Genomic DNA, 18,695 nt, shown 5'->3' with positions numbered 1-18,695 from the left:
TATGCCTTACCCGCACTCACCATCACCTCCTCTCCGTGTTAAAGATCTAACAAGAGCCTAAATATCCTAATTATTTAACATAAATATAATTTTATTTAATTTATAGAAAATTATCCCTTTTCTTGAATACTACCATATCCTATTTTTAATTAGAAGATAGTAGAAGAAATAAAAGTTTAATAATGAGACTATAAGAATATTTGTTTATAAACTGGTAAATGATACAATGTGGAAGTAACAAGGTATTTTGAATTTTAAGTATTTTCGAGGTAATGCTAACAAACCTTTAAGGAGTGAAAAAAATGTCTATCGATGTTTATCTTAATTTTAATGGGAATTGTCGTGACGCAGCAGAGTTTTACGCAGAGGTGTTTGGCACTGAACGTCCACAAATCATGACCTTTGGTGAAACACCACCCGATCCCAATTTCACTCTTCCTGAGGAAGCTAAAGATTTGGTTATGCACACCCGTTTGAATATTGAAGGCAGTAATGTAATGTTTTCTGATGTTTTTCCAGGCATGCCTTTTATCGAAGGAAACAATATTAGTCTTTCCGTAGTTAGTAAGGATATAGATAACATAAAGAAATATTTCGATAAGCTTCAAGAGGGCGGTAAAATAGTTATGGAACTGCAAGAAACCTTCTGGAGCTCTTGTTATGGTAGTCTAAAAGATAAATTCGGCATCGACTGGCAATTCAATTATGATGACGGACGAATGAATATGTAAAAAAACAACGGGCATGGAGTAACTAACCTCCTGCTCGTTGTTTTTTTGTTTTCCGCTTAAATTAGTCCATAATCAGATCGTACACACTAACCTTCCGAATTCGCCGGGCAACAAGCATAGACACCGCATAAGCGACTACTAGAATGGCTGCACACAATAGCAATACTTGAGGCAAACTAACCGCCAGTTGGACATTATAAATCCCTAAACTCGAGAGCAATAGTACAAACGCTGAGTCTGAGAAAAAATACCCCCCTATGCTCCCCAAAGCTACTCCAACCACAATCACCGGAAAAAGACTAAAGGTAATCTGCGTCATCAGATTAAAAGTGGTATAACCCATTCCTTTAAGAATGCCGAACTCACGCTTCCGCTTCAGAATCAAAGTCTTAATCACTAAATACAAAATCAGACTGACTACTATAATCGTCACCACAGTAATGACTGCAGTCATAGAAGATACTGCGGCAGTGAATGTACTGAGCGTATTATCAAACGTTTCTCGAACATTAGTAATGTTCCATTGCTTAGGGAAGCGTGTTTCCAGATCCTTCGTAAAGGCATTGGAACTTTCTCCCTCTTTCAGATACACATTTATGGATTGAGCGGTGTACTCCGGTTGAAGTCTTCTCATTCCATCGCCGGTCATGCTTGCCACCATTCCAAGTTGGCTAATCTGCTGGCTTAAACCAGTGACCAAATAATTCTCCGTCACACCATTAAACGTAATCGGGACCTCGTCGCCTATTTCTGTATTTTCCAATTTTGCAATAACACCGGAAATGGCAATTTCATTATCATAAATAGGCTCTCGCCCTTTGTATATGGTTTGTGTCTCCAGCTTGGTATAATCGTCAGATACCCGGAGCATAAAGCTGGTATCTTTAATCGAAGCGACCATACTATCCAATACGGTCAATTTTTTGACCTCTGGCATGGCTTCTAAGTCTGCAAACATCCCCTGCTGGAGATCTCCGCTCTTAGGTAACAACATGAAATCGCTATGTTCTATACCTAACAATTCTATAACGGCGGAGGTATCTCCCTTAAAGTTAAAATTCAATATAGAGCAAAAAATACTAGAAAAGGTTAATCCGGCAACGATCAATACGATCATCATATTTTGTTTCGCCTGCCTTGCTAGAGCTTTAAGGCTTAAGCTGAATTGCAGATTCATTCGGGATGTTTCGAGTGGAATTGGGTTCCGCTTGAAATTGTGAGTGAGGATTCCGCTCTGCAGAGCTGTAATCGGAGTAATGTTCCGAATTCGCCGGCTCGACAGATAGGTAACAAGTAGCACTAGTCCAGAGACAATAACCAAACTAAGCACTGCACTGACCCCTTCAAAGGATATTGGCCACAGAAGTCCGATTGAAGACGAAATCATATTCCCTACCAACGGCATAACCAGCCCAGATAACCCGCCTCCCGGTATAGCTGCAATGATGGAAACTGAGGTGAACTGTAGCAGAAGCGCATTTTTAATCTGCCATGAAGTATAACCGTTAGCTTTTAAAATACCGATGTTCGTTAAATTGTCTTCAATATGCCCCAATATTTGAAACCTGATGACAATCAGCGAGATTAGAACCATAATCAGTGCAAACACAATTAGAATGGCTGCTAAAAGATTAACAAAAACACGGTTCCCTTCGAGACCAACCTCTGCCCGCATGACTTGAAATTGATCCGTACTTCCTGAGGCAAAAATCCGCTCACTAAGCATTTGTTCCAGCTTTACACCCTTTGAAGGATCGGTTAAATCTGCTGATAGAAAGCTGTATTGAGCTTCAGTTCCAAGACGTTCCTCCAACTGTTTATAACCTTCATCAGTCAAAAAAACTTTTAAAGCTCCATTAGTTAACGTCCCTAACAATGGCTCCTCAATAAAGCCACCTATGGTATAAGAAAATGAGTTATTATCGTATACAAAAGTAAAAGTATCCCCCAGGTTATACCCCGATCCAACATGGAACAAATAAGGCAGATAGATCATATTCGCATCCTTAGATCCTAGCGGAGTCGTTGTCTTGAACAGTCCCTTGGTCCGTGGTGTATCCATGTTAAGAATTATAAAAGCTACCGTAGTGTCCGTTTGTCCGTACTTCATTTTAGCGTCTGCTAACAGAATTGCTGCTTCATTCTCCCAGGAATCTGTATATGAATAACTATCCACAAGCTCCTCATATCCTTCTAGATAATCATCTTTCGGGAAAAATGCACTTAATTCTGGAGTCCTTAATTCAGTCATTTTTTCTTGCTGGAAGGAATTGAGCTTCAAACTGACCGTAAGGCCAATGTTCAGCAGCAGCACAGCTATCATGATAAGAATGAAGAGCGTAACCGTGGCACTTTTTCTTTTACGAATATTAGACCAAGCTAATTTTCCTATTAAGCTACTCATCCCTACCACCCCAATTCGGTTAGAAAGGACTGTAATTGCTGCTGCCGTTCAGGTCCGTTATCTTCGCTATAAGGGGTAAGACGCAAATCTCCCACGATGACTCCATCCTGCAAATACAATATCCGATTTCCACGCAACGCGGTTTTAAGATCATGAGTAACCATAATTATACTTTGCCCTTGCCTATTCACCTCAGTAAGGACGCGCAGTACACCTATTCCTGCTGAACTATTTAACGCACCCGTCGGCTCATCGGCGAAAACCGCTTTTGGACTGTTGATCAATGCCCGGATAATACCCGCCCGCTGAGCTTCGCCACCTGAGATTTGCGCCGGAAACTTGCCCCAGACAGAGTCATCCAGACCTACGTCTGAGAGTAGCTTTTTGGCTTTTTTTACAGCCCCTGCTCTATCCTTTTGTACAAGAAAAGCACTTGATAATACATTGTCGAGGACACTCATCGTATCCAGCAGATGAATCTGCTGAAACACAAACCCACAATTCTTCCGCCGGAATATCGCAAGCTGATCATTACTCATGGCTGTGATATCCTGACCTTCAAATAGAACCTCTCCAAGCGTTGGCTTATCCATACCCGAAATGGCATACAGCAGTGTTGATTTACCAGAACCAGAGCTGCCCATGATAATCGTAAAATCACCATGATATAAGGTCAGATCCAGATTTTTCAAAACATGCTGCTGAGTTCCTCCATGGGAGAAGGTTTTTCCAAGCTTATTAGTCTGCATCAGCACTTTATTATTCACTTCGCTCATGTTGAACACTCCATTTACATTCATGCTCATTAATTGCGCTAAAAAAAATCATAGCTCCACGCAAAATATAATGGCTGCAATCACAAGCTCATTCGTAATTGCAACCTTATCGTACGTTAAATGTTCTTAACATGTCTTTGTGCAATCCTTAGCTAATTCTTAATTCTGTCCTGCTAAAGGAATTAGCAGTTTGACTGTAAATCCGTCCTCCCGATTGGAGCACAGAATGTCGCCTTGCATTTTTTGCATCATATAACGGGAAATGTACAGGCCTAGACCCGCACCATTCTGGCTCACGGCCAGACCGCCCCGAAAAAATTTATTGAATACTAAAGGCAGCTCCTCTTCAGGAACCCCGGGGCCATAGTCCAGAATATCTACCTCCAGATAATGATCCGTGATCTCGAACTTAATATCTATGGGTGTGTCTGTGTAGGCATATTTGTAGGAATTATTCACAACATTATCGATCACCTGCTGCAGCCGCAAGGGGTCCACCGTAATGATACAGTCAGGCACAGAGGCTGTTGAAATCCGTTCATAGAAATTTACATTATTTATAATTTGGATCAGCAGGTGGCTTTGCTCCTCCGTTAAGCTGACTTTAAGTTCATTTAGTTCCTCCAAGGTCGAATGGAACATATCGGTCACCAGACGATCAATCTGATCTGCTTTGGAGTACAAAGTGTTAAGCTGTCTGCTAGTCTTCTCATCCCTTGCGCTTAATAACATCAGTTCCGTGATCGCCTTTAAAGAAGCAACTGGTGTTTTAATGTCATGACTGAGACTAGCAACCAGTTCCTTTTTACTTTTATTCGCCAAATATTCGCTGTGTCTAGCCGCTGCAAGCTCTTCCCGCATCATATCAAAGCTTTCGGTAAAAGCACCAAACAGATGGTTACGATCCATCTCCAGCGGCACTTCCAGATCACCTCTGGCGATATGCTTCGCGAATAGCTGCATTTTGCGAAACGGACGGAGAACCGATCGATTCAGGAACCAAATATAGAGGATGCCTAGAGCCGAAAGCAGAAGCAGCATCACAATAGAAACTTGTATAAATTGTTTTTTCATATGTATAAAAATCGCACGGTAATCATTATTAATAATCACCTTACCCACCATCTTATCCTGAACAAAAACGTCCACTAGAGTATCCCGATTGTTGATGGCTTCGTTAACGGTAACGGAAATCGCATTTCCTGTCTGATATTTAAGTACTCCCGCGGTATCGATAATGGCAAATTCATATGGACTTTCCTTGTATAGCTTCGGATCAAGCTTGTCCCAGTTCTGTTCCGTGAGTTTCACAATGGTATTGATAGCCACTCTATCTGTTCCTGTCTCCACCTGCAAATTAAGAATTAGGAATGTGAGCGTTAAACTTGCGGCAAATATAGTAAGCAGAAGGGCCAACAGCAGTTTTTTTGTCATAACTATTTGTCCTCAAAAGCATAACCGATGCCCCATACTGTACGGATGTACTGAGGATCATTAGGATTCTGCTCAATTTTCTCGCGTAGATGACGGATATGTACATTTAAGGTGCCATCCCCCGCAAAAACATCTCCCCATACCTCTGTAAATAACTCTTCTTTGGGGATTACCCTATTTTTCTGCTGAATCAAATAGCTGAGCAATTTATATTCCATCGTTTTCAGCTTGAGAGCTACGCCATTAAGGCTTGCCCTCCTAAGTTCGGGGTCTATCTGGATAGGCCCGGCTTGGAGGCTAGCTGCCTCAGCTATAACTTCGTTATTGTGGCGTTTAAGCACCGCCTTCACTTTTGCTAGCAGCACTCTCAGGGTATACGGCTTATGAATATAGTCATCTCCTCCGATATCAAGAGCAATCAATACATCATCTTCACTGGAGCGGGCACTAATAAACAAGATGGGAATCCCCATCGTCTGACGCAGCTCTTTGCATAACTGGAAGCCGGATTCACCGCCTAAATTAATATCAAGCAATAACATTGAGACCTGATGCTCACGCAAAAAGCTCCGGCAGGCATCTGCGCTTGTAACAAACGCGGTTTGAACATCGAACAAATTAAAATATTCGCAGGTGGTCTCCGCAAGTTCAGTTTCATCATCAATAATTAAACAATCATATCTCATGGATTTCTCTCCGCTTCAACAGAATTTAGTATTATGTTAGAATATGCCTTTAAGGAGGGGTTACCTGTGGATAAACAATCCCAGCGTCTGGAGCAATTTTTAGATAAATACGAACTAAGCTGGCCATTGAGCGGCACAGTCTTGATAGCTCAGCATGGAGAAATCAAGCTACAAAAAGCATATGGATATGCGAATCTTGAACATCAGGTTCCGAACGCTATAGATACCAAATTTCGAATCTGGTCGTTAACCAAGTCATTCACTGGCATGGCGATTCTGATGCTAAAAGAACAAAAACGTCTGCGACTGGAAGATCCGATCCTAAAATATCTTCCTGAACAGCATGCATTCGAGGGGATGACCATCCTTCATCTGCTGGGACATACCTCGGGTATAGCCAACTACACTTCTCTACCCGAATATAATCAAAAATTAAATAAGCTGAAGCTGACTCCACTGGAGATGTTACAGCTATTTGTGAGTCAACCACCTGCATTTATGCCTGGCACATCGTTTTCCTATAATAATTCGGGTTATTATTTATTAGGAATGATCATTGAAAAGATTACTGGCATGACATTTGAAGATTATATCACTACTTTTATATTACAGCCTCTTGGCATGGTAAATACAGGAGTTTATAACAATCAGCAAATCATTTCAAAATTAGCCTCACCTTATCATTCCTCATGGGGAGAGTATACTCAGGGAGAATACATAAATATGAGTTCTATTTTGTCAGCAGGTGCCATGTATTCGACGGCTGCTGATCTTTTCCTGTGGGATCAAGCTTTATACTCCGATCAATTAGTATCCCACGATACTCTGGAGATGGCTTTTCATTCAAGTAATCTCAAATATCGATTTGGTTGGTTCTTAGACGAACGTTATGATCGCAAAAGAATGAATCATGGTGGCGCTTACCGCGGCTTCCGAAGTGAAATGCACAGATATCCAGAAGAGCAGACAACCGTCATCATGTTGACCAATTATGATTGTGTCCCCATTACCAAGTTAACGGAATCTCTATCTGGATTAGTATTCGGTGAGCCCGCCGAAATTCCGATATTCCCGCAAGCTTTTCCACTTGATGATAGCATGTATGCTGAATATATGGGGACCTATGAGGGATTTGGCTGCAAAGCGAGCGTGGAGCGTAGGGGCCAGGACTATTATTTTGTCTGGAATGATGAAGAGGTTACACCGTTCTACCCTATCTCAGAAACAAGATTCCATCATACCAAGCATGACAGTAAATTTGAATTTAAACGGAATGAACAGGGTGAGCTTTCATTTCTGGGGATGAAAAAAAACAAACAAGTGCCGCAATAGCCATAAAATAGCTACTGGGCACCTGCCTTTTTTCAGCTAAGGCCTAAGCCTTGGCCAAAATTATAAATTGCGTGAGCATCACGATTACCGCTGCAGATACCCCCAGCGAATTAATGATTGTTAAAGCATTTGGATAACTTTCTTTCCGAAATTGTGAGAACAAAGACACCGTCCATAACACGCTGAAAAATAACGACGACAACCCGGATACAGCTTCACTATCAATTCGTCTGCTCCGGATAAACAATCCGACAAGGGTGGCGACAGTATAAACAATATATATTACTAGCTCTATCGATGTGATAACGATCGCCTCGCCGGCAGAGAACAAACGCATTAACAAGTATTGAAAACCTAAACAGATAAACACAAGCTGGTTAAAAGATAGTCTCTTCACTCTCATAGCTTAGCTCCTTTAGGATATATTTTCACAAAAAGATAACGCTTACATTGTACTAGTGATTGAATATATCTTCTGTGACTTTCCATACCCTGCCAAATATTAGTCAGATAATATCCTCACATACAAAAAAGGAAGTACACTTTGCGAAAAAGATCCGCAAGGCATACTTCCTTTTTTTACGATTCGATTGTAGATTTAGACGGAATGGGACATCTTAGTTCCAAAATAGAATGAACAGTGGATTTATAAGATGTTTTCTTAAAATTAGGAGGTCATTGCTGTGAGAAACAAACAATCCATTGTCTTCGTGACCATTCCATTATCCGAGATCAAGAAGTTCATCCTTATTGATATTGTTGCTGGATGGGTCTTTTATTTTGCTATAAAATTCCCCTTCCATTCCTTAATTGCCGCCTCTGCCGGAAGCATGTTTGGTCCTATCCTCATACGCCAATCCATGAAGTTAGTTCAAAATCGCGCCAAGGTTTAAGGTTTTAAGAACTGCTCAATCTGTTTTTTATGATGCTTATCATGTGGGATAAAACTTCTCAGGTACTTGCGAACGCTGAATTTTTTGCGGTCTCCATCCTTATATTCCTGATTGAATTCATCTTCCGTTAAGCCTGCAGCTGCATCTATGATTTTAGTTCTATAACGTACAAATTGTTCAATTAATGTTTGTTCAGATAATAATTTAGCATATTCTACAGCATTAGCATTAAACTTGTTAAAATCCAAATGCTTGGTTGTGATCGGTTCCCGGAGAATTATTTTCTTAATCGCACCTTCATAAAAATATTTATCCCATAACATGAGATGACAGATGATATCCTTTACAGTCCATTTACCAGCTGCAATAGGCTGATTCCAATATTTGTCTGACACTTCCCCTAAAGATTCTACGAATGGGATGAGGGACTTAAATTCGAGTAACATTTGCTCATTTGTTCTTGCAGCCAGAGAGATCAACCTCCACATGAAAAATAAAATAATTCAGTCACAACATCTATGCTGCGTCATCCGCAGAAGCTGCGGCCAGATCCGTATCAGTAGAGTCAGGATTCAGCCAAATCTCAATCAACTCATGGGTACGCTTCACATCATTTTCGTCAAGCATGTAATACCATTGATCCTTCCGTCTGCCTTCACCCTGCAACATATGGCTTGTGATCTCAGGAGTACCCCCTTCAAGAATTACTCTTTTCGCCAAATCAAGAATAAAGTCTGACTTCATATTGGTTTGGAAATTACTTCCTGCTATTTCGATGATTTTCTGTATATTAAGGATATTATCTACTCTCTTCATCCGTTCAAGCGCAGATTTCAAAAAGATCCGCTGCCGCTCCGTTCGTTTAAAATCAGAATCCTCCCGGTATCTTACATACATTAATGCTTCAGCGCCAGAATAAATCGGTTTGTTCGGTTCAATTCTTAATTTCTCATGATCCGGGCTCTTGTTCTCAATCACCTTGGTAATCGGAAGTTCAACACCCCCTAGAGCATCTGTAACGCCCACAAGGCCGTTGAAATTAATAGTAGCGTAATATTCGATAGGCGCGTTTAATAAATTTTTAACGGTGTCTACACTCATCTGAGGACCGCCATAGGAATGAGCTGCATTAATCTTGGTTTCTTTCCTAGCTCCTTTAACCTTTTCCGCTCCAATAATTTCTGCATAGGAATCACGAGGGATCGACACGAACAATACTTTATGATCAACTGGCCGGATCACAGTATATATAATCGAATCAGAAAGGCCGTTCTCTTTTCCCCGCTGATCAGTACCCAGTAAGAGGATAGAAAATGGACGATCCTTGTTATTCGCCATTGGTTGTAATCCGGGAGCTTCAGCGTTTTCATTATTTTCTAAAGGAACGTATGATCCATCAAGCGTGTGTTCAATAGTCGGAGCCACAACGTTATTAAATCCGAAAATCAGCAGTTCTTTACGAAAAACATAAGATCCTAGCCCAGCAATAAGTACGATAGCAAGCGTAAATAGCCAGATCTTTTTTTTCTTGCTGGTCTTAGTTTTCTTCTTCACCTTTTTTTTCTCAATTCTACTTAAAGAAAATGAAGAAGCTGAATGGGTAGTCTGTTTATTTTTCATTCGGATCCTTAACCCTTCCTGATGACGGATTCTACCAGCCGGTAATAGGGAATCATGTAGGTTGTCTCAAAGCCTAATCTATGCGCTAAGTTGAAAGAACCCTCGTTATCCAGACGACACGCCCACACCGGCTCAAGCTGATGTTCTAGACAGTATTCGATTAAGGCTGAACAGACAGCGTAGGCATAGCCCTTACCCCGATGTGCTTCTGAGGTTTCTATGCCTATTTCCAGTTGATGCTCATTAACAAAACCCGAAAATGCCGTAGAGGCAATTTCCCCAGCGTCAAGAATATTGAAGCCCAGCCCCTCGGCAAGAAATTGCTCTTCATTCCTCCAAAACGCCTTAGGATTGACACCTCCTGTTGCCGCCAAAAACCGTTCTTTGTTCATTCGCACCACTTCAAGATCTTGGTTAAGATAAGAAGCTTTCTGGTTCAGATATCGCTCGCGGTTAAAGCTGAAGTTGACCCTTGTATTTCTATGGAGCATTTCCTGTTCACTCCAATGAGCGATAACTTCCGGCCAGCCTCCCGCTGGATCAGCCTGCAGAAATTCTTGATGATGCCGAATCATATTTTTATTGGTTATGTAATCAAAAAGATCGCGCTTAAACTCTTCATTATCCGACTCTCCAATTAATAAAGACATTCCACAAGGGTGTGCAATGTAAAAAGCACGCGGGTTAACGATATCGTCAACATATACGCTGCCAGGTATGACTTGCTGCACCACTGACTCAGCAAACATCGTATTTATTTTCACTTTTCCTAAAGGCTCAATAGCTTTGTAATAGTCTTTACTCTCTAGTCGTTTCATAATTTTCTCCTTAGATATCACGTAATGTTTTGATAGATAACCACCAGTATGTGAGGATATTTTTTACTGGATGACACCGTTACCTAAAATATCCCATTATTATAGACGATCTTAGGGTCGATAAGTTTCTATTTATAAGAAATTTGTGAGACAAAAAAAGACCATATCCTATCAAGGATTGGTCTACCCTATTTATTAATGCTGATCTTAGGTTTTTTTCACAATCATATCGATCTCACTCTTCAGTAAAAGATATCTGACGACACTTCTCATGATCGGAACTTTAGTCAACTTATGCTGATCTACATAACTTTTCATTTGGTCTTTAGACAGCCCGAGCAAGCTTCCCGCTTCAGACACCGTCAATACTTCCTTGTTACTTGTAGCGTTAAAGGTTTTCTTAACTTTTAAATTCCAGTCTTCAAACACCTGCATTTACATCCGCCACCTTTCTATAAAAAAATCCCCAAACGATACGTTTGGGGATTCATTTTACTACTTACAGTTTTACAACATTCTCCGCTTGTTGACCACGATTGCCTTGAACTACGTTAAATTCCACACGTTGTCCTTCATCCAGGGACTTGAATCCGTCACCAGTAATTGCGCTGAAATGTACGAATACATCTTCTCCACCTTCAACCTCGATAAAACCAAAACCTTTGTCTGCGTTAAACCATTTCACTGTTCCTGTTTGCATAATATAATTACCACCTTATTTTTATTTACATGTTATTCTTATCCTCAAAAAATCTCTTGCAAAATCTCTAAAAAAATAAAAATTCACATATGGTACAAGGTTATTAACGTCTAAAGAATAACCCTCTACGCTATGTGAATTCGCCAGGTAAATACTTTCGATAGATTGATTATAACACAGCTAACACCAAATAGATACTCTACTGCATTATGAAGAAAATGGGAGGTAAGAAGGAGCTGTGCCATAAGTGATTCTACGAGCGGAGACTGACCTCCTCACTTTCAATATCCTAAAATCAACAAAACAGCGATTCTTCTGTTATCGAAGAATCGCTGTTCGGCGTTTTTTGGTCATTCGCGGCCTGCTACGACTACACATTCATTATCCTACGGGATTTTCGGACTCAGTAGACGTTATTCACATGTTTTTATCCATTACAGCTAGATTTCGGACTCCAGTGACGCTATACCTTGGAAAGAGGCTCATATTAAGCATTTTTCGGGCCAATAGCTGCACTGGAGTCCGATAACATTCCCCATATCGGATAATCCTACGTTTAAGGACCACTGTGTCCGTTAGTAGGTTACTAAGCGTATTTTCCAGTGACAAAGCATTTGCTTTCGACACAGCAGTCATTTTCATAGCTTAGAGGACAGCCCTTTTCTAAAATTTGAAAAGGGAAATTAAATTTTAAAGTAAGATAATTTATCCAACAGGTCTTGCACCATTGAGCTGAGTGACTCCGACGAGGCTGAGATCTCTTCCATAGAAGCAAGCTGCTCCTCAGAGGCTGCTGCTACACTTTGGGAGTCAGAGGAAGCTTCCGAAGCAAGATCGGCTAATTGTTTAACCGTAACTGAAATTTGCTCCGTACCCGCGGTCATCTGCTGTGCCGCTGCTGACACCTCTTGGATCTGGTCGGTTACCTGTGTCATCTCTGTCAGAATCGACGTAAATAAAAGATCACTATCAGATACACTCTGCACACCAAGAATTACTTTTTCATTGCCGACAGCCATTGCTTGTGAAGCTTGATTAGTATCTTGCACCACATCTTCAACCAAAGCAGTAACTTGTTCGGCAGCTTTTTTAGTCTGATCTGCCAGCATGCGAATTTCTGAGGCCACTACAGCAAAACCTCGGCCATGTTCACCCACTCTGGACGCCTCAATAGCCGCATTTAGTGCCAACAGATTGGTCTGTTTACTTATGTTCGAAATCAAGCCGATAATCCCGCTGATCTGAGCAGAGCGTTCACCTAAACGTTCGATCGCCAGACTCGTCTCATCCACAGACAGCTTTAACTCTGACATTTGGTTCACTGCCATTTGCAGCTGCGCACTGCCCTTTTTCGTCTGATCGGTAACTTCATCTGCAGATGCAGATACCGATGACGAAGAGTCAGCGATCCGTTGCACTCCAACATTCAGCTCGCTCATCGCCATTGAAGAATCACCCGCATAATCATTCTGCAGCTGCGCTCCTTCGGCTACTCGTCCAATTGCCACAGCAATTTGTTCAGCAGCTTTCCCAGTCTGCTCAGCGTTAGCTGTCAGCTCTTCAGAGGTAGCTCCCACGGACATTGATAAATCAGCGACAAGTCCAAACATTTCTCGAAGCTTATGGGTCATATGATTAAAATGTGTAGCCATTTTGCCGAATTCATCATCATTTCGAACCTGCAGGGTTTGAGTCAAATCACCCTGAGACATCAGCTGCAGTTTCTCAGATAACAAGCGAAGCGGTTTAACTACCATCAACCATAGTTGAAGACCAACAATAACAGCTAAAATCAAAATCCCAATAATCATAATGATAAAAAATTCTGTTTTAGCTTGTTCATAATCAGCCATGATAACATCCTTAGAGATCGCTGTCTGTGTGTACCAGACCTGGTCACTTCCAGGCATTGGTATCGGAACAAAAGTCCGCAGCACGTCTTCTCCCTTAGAATTTATCGTGTATCCCAGTTTGGCCTCCCCATTCTTCACACGCTTCCACAGTACTGTTTTATCTTCTGTATCACCAAATTCTTTGAGTACACTTTGAGGATCATTTGGGTTGGCTGCATATTTGCCATTACCAGTGATTAAAGAAACATAACCTCCCAGAGGTTTATAATTAACGGCTTCTTCCTGCAATTGGGTTAACGAAACATCGAACCCTACAGTTCCCAGAAATACACCCGTTTTATCCAAAATTGGCAGCATGACCGAAATCATCTCTATAGCTCCACCAGTTGTCTCATAGGAATAGGGTTCAATATAGACCGGTTTTTTCTCTTTTTTTGGTAAAAGGTAATAATCACCCGCACCCTCTACATCATAATTCTTTAAGGGTTCAACCTTTATTGCACCTTGATTTCTAAAGACATAAGGAATAAAACGCCCCGTACCATCATCATATGGCATCTTATTTATATTAGCCTGATCGTTCTGATCAAAAGCATTGGGTTCCCATAATATACTCATCCCAAAAATTTCTGGTCTGTGCTCAAGCATAGTTTTCATTGTAGAAACAACATCTTCACGGTCCAAGGTTTGACGTTCTCTTGATTCAAGTAGTACTTCAGCAAGCGCTTCACCCGTCGACTGAATGTCTATCATTCTATTCTGAATGGTCTCCGCATAACTTTTTCCTGCGACCTCTGCCTGAAGTTCACCGTTGGATATGCTCACACTACGCAGATTAGCCAGGTTTGCGACTAAACTAAAGAAAAAGATCACAATAATTACTAAACTTACCACCATAACAAACTTAAACGTTAATGAAAGCCTTCGATACAATGCCATCTGAACAACTCCACTCTAGGATAATATATCTTTAATCGACAAAATACGACCTCTATTCAATAGGACTTATTACCTATAATTCAAGGGATGAAAATTTAAAATTCTATCCATTCCAAAAGTATGTTTAAATAAAAGTAGCCTAATCAAAAAATAACATAATACAAAGGAGTTCATGCCAATGGAAATATCCTCTTTTTTGTTGCCAAAAGATCAAGTCGCCTATATCACTAACTCACTATCCATGCTGGAAGCCTTAGAACAATTAGAACAGCACCATTACACAGCTATCCCTATTATTGATAATGAAGGAAAATATGTAGGAACACTTTCGGAGGGTGATCTATTGTGGAAGCTGAAAAACACAGCAGATTTAACCTTTGACAATATAGGGGAAGTTCCAGTAAGCGACATCCAAAAGCATGTTCATAACGAAAGTGTTCTCATTAATGCAGAAATGGAGGATATGCTGACGCTCGCTGCGGATCAGAATTTCGTTCCTGTGATTGATAATGAGGGTGTATTTGTTGGAATTATTAGGAGAAAAGATATCATTGAATATTACACTCGCAACATTACGGATTAATAAAAAATGACCAATCTCCAATACGGAGACTGGTCATTTTATTTTTCACCAAAATTATAGTTCAGTCAGGATAATCGTTCCTTGTGGGGTAATCGCCAAAGTATGCTCATATTGTGCTGACAATCCACCGTCAATGGTACGCGCAGTCCAACCATCCGCATCAATTTTTGTTCTGTAACTGCCTGTGTTCAGCATGGGCTCAATGGTAAATACCATCCCCTCTTTAAGACGAGGCCCTCTCCCTGCTGGACCATAGTGAGGCACTTCCGGAGCTTCATGCATTTCTGAACCGATCCCGTGGCCAATAAAATCACGTACTACAGAAAATCCGTTAGACTCTGCATAAACTTGGATGGCATGCGCAACATCCCCGATACGGTTGCCTGCAACCGCCTGCTCGATTCCACGGAATAACGATTCCTTAGTAGTGTCTAGAAGTTTGGTCGCCTGTTCACTAATATTGCCAATCCCGTAAGACCAGGCCGAATCTGCCAACCAGCCGTTTAAGTTAACAACCATGTCAATGGTTACGATATCCCCGTCTTTTAGCGGCTCTTTTTTCGGAAATCCGTGGCATATTACATCATTTACAGATGCACAGGTTGCGTACGGGTACCCATTATATCCTTTTTGCTCAGGAGTAGCTCCTTGAGACAATATAAATTTTTCTGCAAATTCATCAATTTCCCAGGTCGTAATACCAGGCTGCAAAATTTGCGCAATTTGACGATGACATTCAGCGAGAATTTTTCCCGCCGCACGCATTTTTTCGATCTCTTCCATCGTTTTCATGATAATCATAATATCGCCTCTTCTGTACAGAACACATCGCTCTCGGGCAACGGTTCTTCTTTTGTATTTAGTTTACCCTTTATATTATGAAAGAAAATCGCGAGAAATCCAAATCATTAGGCGAAAAAATTTATATTTTCCTTCCTGAATCTAAAAAAATCATTTTTTTTATGAGAATGTTAGATTAAAGGCGAGTGCTTTATTGGCAATTTCACTCATTTATTTATTGAAAAATAAAATTATTGTTATCGTTAAATTATTTATTATTCCTAAAAATTCCTTTATATGTTATATTCAAAATAACTGAGGAGGTGATACATGCCTGTAATTGAGTGCATTTACTGCAACCACCTGGAGGATACGCATAATCAAAGAAGCAACCCTATTTGATTAAGGAGGAAATGTTGATGAAATTCAGAAAGCATTTTTCGTTCCGGAAAATCAGTTTGTTAGTATTAATTAGTATCCTTACTCTTTCTATATCTTTACCTCAACAGCAGGTAGCGGCAGCAAACACTTCTGTTAAAGGTTTTTATGTAAGCGGTACCACTTTATACGATGCTACTGGCAGTCCTTTTGTAATGCGTGGGGTGAATCATGCACACACTTGGTACAAAAACGATCTGGCTACTGCAATACCGGCCATCGCAGCGACTGGCTCCAATACCGTCAGAATTGTACTTTCTAATGGCAGCAAGTGGTCTCTCGATACTTTAGCTGATGTCCAAAATATTCTAAAGCTTTGTGATCAGTATAAAATGATTGCCATGCTAGAAGTGCATGATGCTACGGGCTCAGACAACACCTCTGACCTTAATGCTGCAGTAAACTATTGGATCAGCATCAAGGATGCTTTGATCGGTAAAGAAGATCGTGTCATTGTGAATATTGCTAATGAATGGTACGGTTCTTGGAACACTGCAACATGGGCTAGTGGATACCAAGCGGCAATTCCTGCGTTAAGAAATGCGGGCATTAAGAACACTTTAGTTGTAGATGCAGCGGGATGGGGTCAATACCCACAATCTATTTTCACTAGTGGTCAGGCTGTATTTAATTCAGATACTTTAAAAAATACCATTTTCTCTATTCATATGTACGAATATGCTGGAGGTAATGCTGCTACAGTTAAGAGTAATATCGATAGTGCCTTGGCTATTGGAGCCCCTGTAATTATCGGCGAATTCGGTGACAAGCACACGGGTGGAGATGTCGATGAAGCCACCATTATGAGCTACACTAAGGAAAAAAAGGTGGGCTGGCTCGCCTGGTCCTGGTATGGTAATGGCGGAGGCGTTGAATATCTGGATCTAGCCAGCGGTCCAGCAGGAACACTCAGCAACTGGGGAAATACAGTCGTTAATGGAGCAAACGGAACCTTAGCAACCTCTGTGCTTAATAAAATTTACACAACACCTGGTTACCAACCTGTGCCGGATGGTGGCACTACACCTACACCTACACCTACACCTACACCTACACCTACACCTACACCTACACCTACACCTACACCTACAGCTACACCAACACCAACAGCCACTCCTACCGGCTCGCCAACCAGTAATCTGGCACTTTACTACCGTGCTGCAGATACCAATGCTACAGATAACTCAATCAAGCCCTACTTCAACATCTATAACAATGGAACAACGGCAGTCAATTTAAATGGACTGAAAATTCGTTATTACTTTACTAAAGATGGAAGTGCCTCCCTCAATGGTGTGATCGATTGGGCACAGGTCGGTGCTTCTAATATATCGGTTTCCCTCGGGTCCACAAGTGGGACGAACGCCGACTCTTACGTTGAGCTTACTTTCAATGCTAGCGCGGGCTCCATACCTGCCGGTGGGCAGTCAGGAGAAATCCAATTACGCGTGCACAAAAGCGACTGGTCTAACTTCAATGAAGCAAATGACTATTCGTTCGATCCAACCAAAGTTTCCTTCAGCACTTGGAACAAAGTAACCCTGTATCAAAACGATGTACTGATCTCCGGTATCGCTCCTTAAAAACATAAACCAGCGAGCCTCCCGGAATTGGAGACTTGCTGGTTTTTAAATGGGATCTGTTGTAGCGCAAATGTTGGGCTCTTACTAGATTATTGTAGATCAAATAAAGGCTGCTGCTAGATTTGTCAGTCAACGGTGATCTACTGCTGTTAGTCTGCTGCTGAACTGTTACTACTTTGATGTTAGTTTACTGCTGCTCGTCTATTGTTCCGCTAGTCGGTTGCTGCTCTTTTGTTTGGCTGTTCTGCGTACTACTCCACTATTGCTCCTACTGATCTAATCTAATTTTACTCTGTCACCATCTAATGTTATTTTACTATCGATTTAATTCGACCCTTTCACCACTCTGATGTTTGTCTACTGTCGCTCGTCTATTGTTCCGCTAGTCGGTTGCTTCACTTTTATTTGGCTGTTCTGCGTTACTTCACTATTGCTCCTGCTGTTCTGCGTATTACTCTACAATTGTTCCTAATGCGCTAATATCACACTGTCCCACTATCTAATATGACTCTTTCACTACTCTAATGTTAGTCTACTGCCGCTTGTCTGCGCTCATCTGCCGTTCTTTACCTTTTGAGTGCTTTGTCGTGATTTTCGGACTCAGATGACGCTATTTGTGCAATTTAAGCCGTTTTGAATAACTTTCGGACTGGAGAGACCTTATTCCTCTGAAAAAGGCCTATTTCTGCCTCTTTTCATACCCTTAACGGCGCTGGTGTCCGAACACTCTGCAATTAGGCAAGATTTCAGGAAATAAGGGCTCCTGAGTCCGTCACCTTGTTAGTCTACTGCCGCTCGTCGCGCTCATCTACTGCTCATCTGCCGTTCTTTACCTTTTGAGCGCTTTGTTGTGATTTTCGGACTCAGATGATGCTATTTGTGCGATTTAAGCCGTTTTGAGCAACTTTCGGACTGGAGAGACACTATTCCTCTGAAAAGGGTCTATTTATATCTCTTTTTATACCGTTACGGCGCTGGAGTCCGAATACTCTGCAAATTGGCAAGATTTCAGGAAATAAGGGCTCCTGAGTCCGTCACCATGTTAGTCTACTGTCGCTCGTCAGCGCTCATCTGCTGCTCATCTGCTGCTCATCTACTACTCTACTATCGAACATCTACTGCTCA

The 18,695-nt window shown here is 41.3% G+C and carries 17 protein-coding genes; 5 read left to right on the top strand and 12 right to left on the bottom strand.

Translation table 11 applies throughout. The features are described from left to right. Nucleotides 1–302 precede the first annotated feature (302 nt). Nucleotides 303–731 (top strand): VOC family protein, encoded by a 429-nt coding sequence (locus MHH60_RS12700; protein WP_076134291.1) that lies wholly within the window; start codon nt 303–305, stop codon nt 729–731. A 61-nt stretch (nt 732–792) separates the two neighbouring features. Here MHH60_RS12700 and MHH60_RS12695 read toward each other — a convergent pair whose 3' ends face one another. From MHH60_RS12695 to MHH60_RS12680, 4 genes are all read right to left on the bottom strand, one after another. Next, nucleotides 793–3,135, bottom strand: coding sequence for an ABC transporter permease (locus MHH60_RS12695; protein ID WP_076134290.1), 2,343 nt, complete (start codon nt 3,133–3,135; stop codon nt 793–795). A gap of 2 nt (nt 3,136–3,137) precedes the next feature. Beyond that, entirely contained in the window at nt 3,138–3,911 is a 774-nt protein-coding gene (locus tag MHH60_RS12690) for an ABC transporter ATP-binding protein (RefSeq protein ID WP_076134289.1), read from the bottom strand. Between the two features lie 159 nt (nt 3,912–4,070). After that, nucleotides 4,071–5,345, bottom strand: coding sequence for a HAMP domain-containing sensor histidine kinase (locus tag MHH60_RS12685; RefSeq protein ID WP_076134288.1), 1,275 nt, complete (start codon nt 5,343–5,345; stop codon nt 4,071–4,073). Between the two features lie 2 nt (nt 5,346–5,347). After that, nucleotides 5,348–6,031, bottom strand: a complete 684-nt coding sequence (locus MHH60_RS12680) for a response regulator transcription factor (RefSeq protein ID WP_076134287.1) — start codon at nt 6,029–6,031, stop codon at nt 5,348–5,350. A gap of 66 nt (nt 6,032–6,097) precedes the next feature. Between MHH60_RS12680 and MHH60_RS12675 the strand changes: the two genes are divergently transcribed. Next, nucleotides 6,098–7,363: a serine hydrolase domain-containing protein gene (locus MHH60_RS12675; RefSeq protein WP_076134286.1), complete on the top strand. Its 1,266-nt coding sequence runs from the start codon at nt 6,098–6,100 to the stop codon at nt 7,361–7,363. A 43-nt stretch (nt 7,364–7,406) separates the two neighbouring features. On the opposite strand, the gene MHH60_RS12670 is transcribed toward MHH60_RS12675, so the two are convergent. Next, complete coding sequence (locus MHH60_RS12670) at nt 7,407–7,766, bottom strand: hypothetical protein (RefSeq protein ID WP_076134285.1); 360 nt, start codon at nt 7,764–7,766, stop codon at nt 7,407–7,409. 280 nt (nt 7,767–8,046) lie between these two features. Here MHH60_RS12670 and MHH60_RS12665 point away from each other — a divergent pair, with 280 nt between their 5' ends. After that, complete coding sequence (locus MHH60_RS12665) at nt 8,047–8,256, top strand: hypothetical protein (protein WP_036685800.1); 210 nt, start codon at nt 8,047–8,049, stop codon at nt 8,254–8,256. On the opposite strand, the gene MHH60_RS12660 is transcribed toward MHH60_RS12665, so the two are convergent. From MHH60_RS12660 to MHH60_RS12635, 6 genes are all read right to left on the bottom strand, one after another. Beyond that, the gene (locus MHH60_RS12660) at nt 8,253–8,735 is read right to left on the bottom strand and encodes a DinB family protein (RefSeq protein ID WP_341041329.1); all 483 of its coding nucleotides are present in this window, start codon (nt 8,733–8,735) and stop codon (nt 8,253–8,255) included. The two genes, MHH60_RS12665 and MHH60_RS12660, sit on opposite strands and share 4 nt — an antisense overlap. Nucleotides 8,736–8,772: 37 nt before the next feature. Next, entirely contained in the window at nt 8,773–9,876 is a 1,104-nt protein-coding gene (locus tag MHH60_RS12655; RefSeq protein WP_081388918.1) for an LCP family protein, read from the bottom strand. A gap of 8 nt (nt 9,877–9,884) precedes the next feature. After that, on the bottom strand, nt 9,885–10,694 hold the full coding sequence (locus MHH60_RS12650) for a GNAT family N-acetyltransferase (protein WP_076134283.1): 810 nt from the start codon (nt 10,692–10,694) through the stop codon (nt 9,885–9,887). Between the two features lie 207 nt (nt 10,695–10,901). Further along, a complete protein-coding gene (locus MHH60_RS12645; RefSeq protein WP_038572358.1) occupies nt 10,902–11,129 on the bottom strand; it encodes a hypothetical protein in 228 nt (75 codons plus the stop codon). A gap of 64 nt (nt 11,130–11,193) precedes the next feature. Continuing rightward, nucleotides 11,194–11,394 carry a cold-shock protein gene (locus MHH60_RS12640; RefSeq protein ID WP_036685790.1) on the bottom strand — a complete coding sequence of 67 codons (201 nt, stop codon included), beginning with the start codon at nt 11,392–11,394 and terminating at the stop codon, nt 11,194–11,196. A gap of 683 nt (nt 11,395–12,077) precedes the next feature. Beyond that, nucleotides 12,078–14,186: a methyl-accepting chemotaxis protein gene (locus MHH60_RS12635; RefSeq protein ID WP_076134282.1), complete on the bottom strand. Its 2,109-nt coding sequence runs from the start codon at nt 14,184–14,186 to the stop codon at nt 12,078–12,080. Nucleotides 14,187–14,364: 178 nt separating this feature from the next. Between MHH60_RS12635 and MHH60_RS12630 the strand changes: the two genes are divergently transcribed. Then, nucleotides 14,365–14,769, top strand: a complete 405-nt coding sequence (locus tag MHH60_RS12630; protein WP_038572361.1) for a CBS domain-containing protein — start codon at nt 14,365–14,367, stop codon at nt 14,767–14,769. A gap of 54 nt (nt 14,770–14,823) precedes the next feature. Here the strand turns inward: MHH60_RS12630 and map are convergent, their stop codons facing one another. Beyond that, entirely contained in the window at nt 14,824–15,570 is a 747-nt protein-coding gene (gene map, locus MHH60_RS12625) for a type I methionyl aminopeptidase (RefSeq protein ID WP_036685786.1), read from the bottom strand. Nucleotides 15,571–15,968: 398 nt separating this feature from the next. Between map and MHH60_RS12620 the strand changes: the two genes are divergently transcribed. Continuing rightward, entirely contained in the window at nt 15,969–17,570 is a 1,602-nt protein-coding gene (locus tag MHH60_RS12620; protein ID WP_341161137.1) for a cellulase family glycosylhydrolase, read from the top strand. The last annotated feature ends 1,125 nt before the right edge of the window (nt 17,571–18,695 follow it).

The sequence above is a fragment of the Paenibacillus sp. FSL H7-0716 genome (assembly GCF_038002705.1).
Classification (GTDB): Bacteria; Bacillota; Bacilli; order Paenibacillales; family Paenibacillaceae; genus Paenibacillus_AQ; species Paenibacillus_AQ odorifer.
The sequence above is the reverse complement of the archived record's forward strand: the minus strand, read 5'-3'. Positions and strand labels throughout refer to the sequence as shown.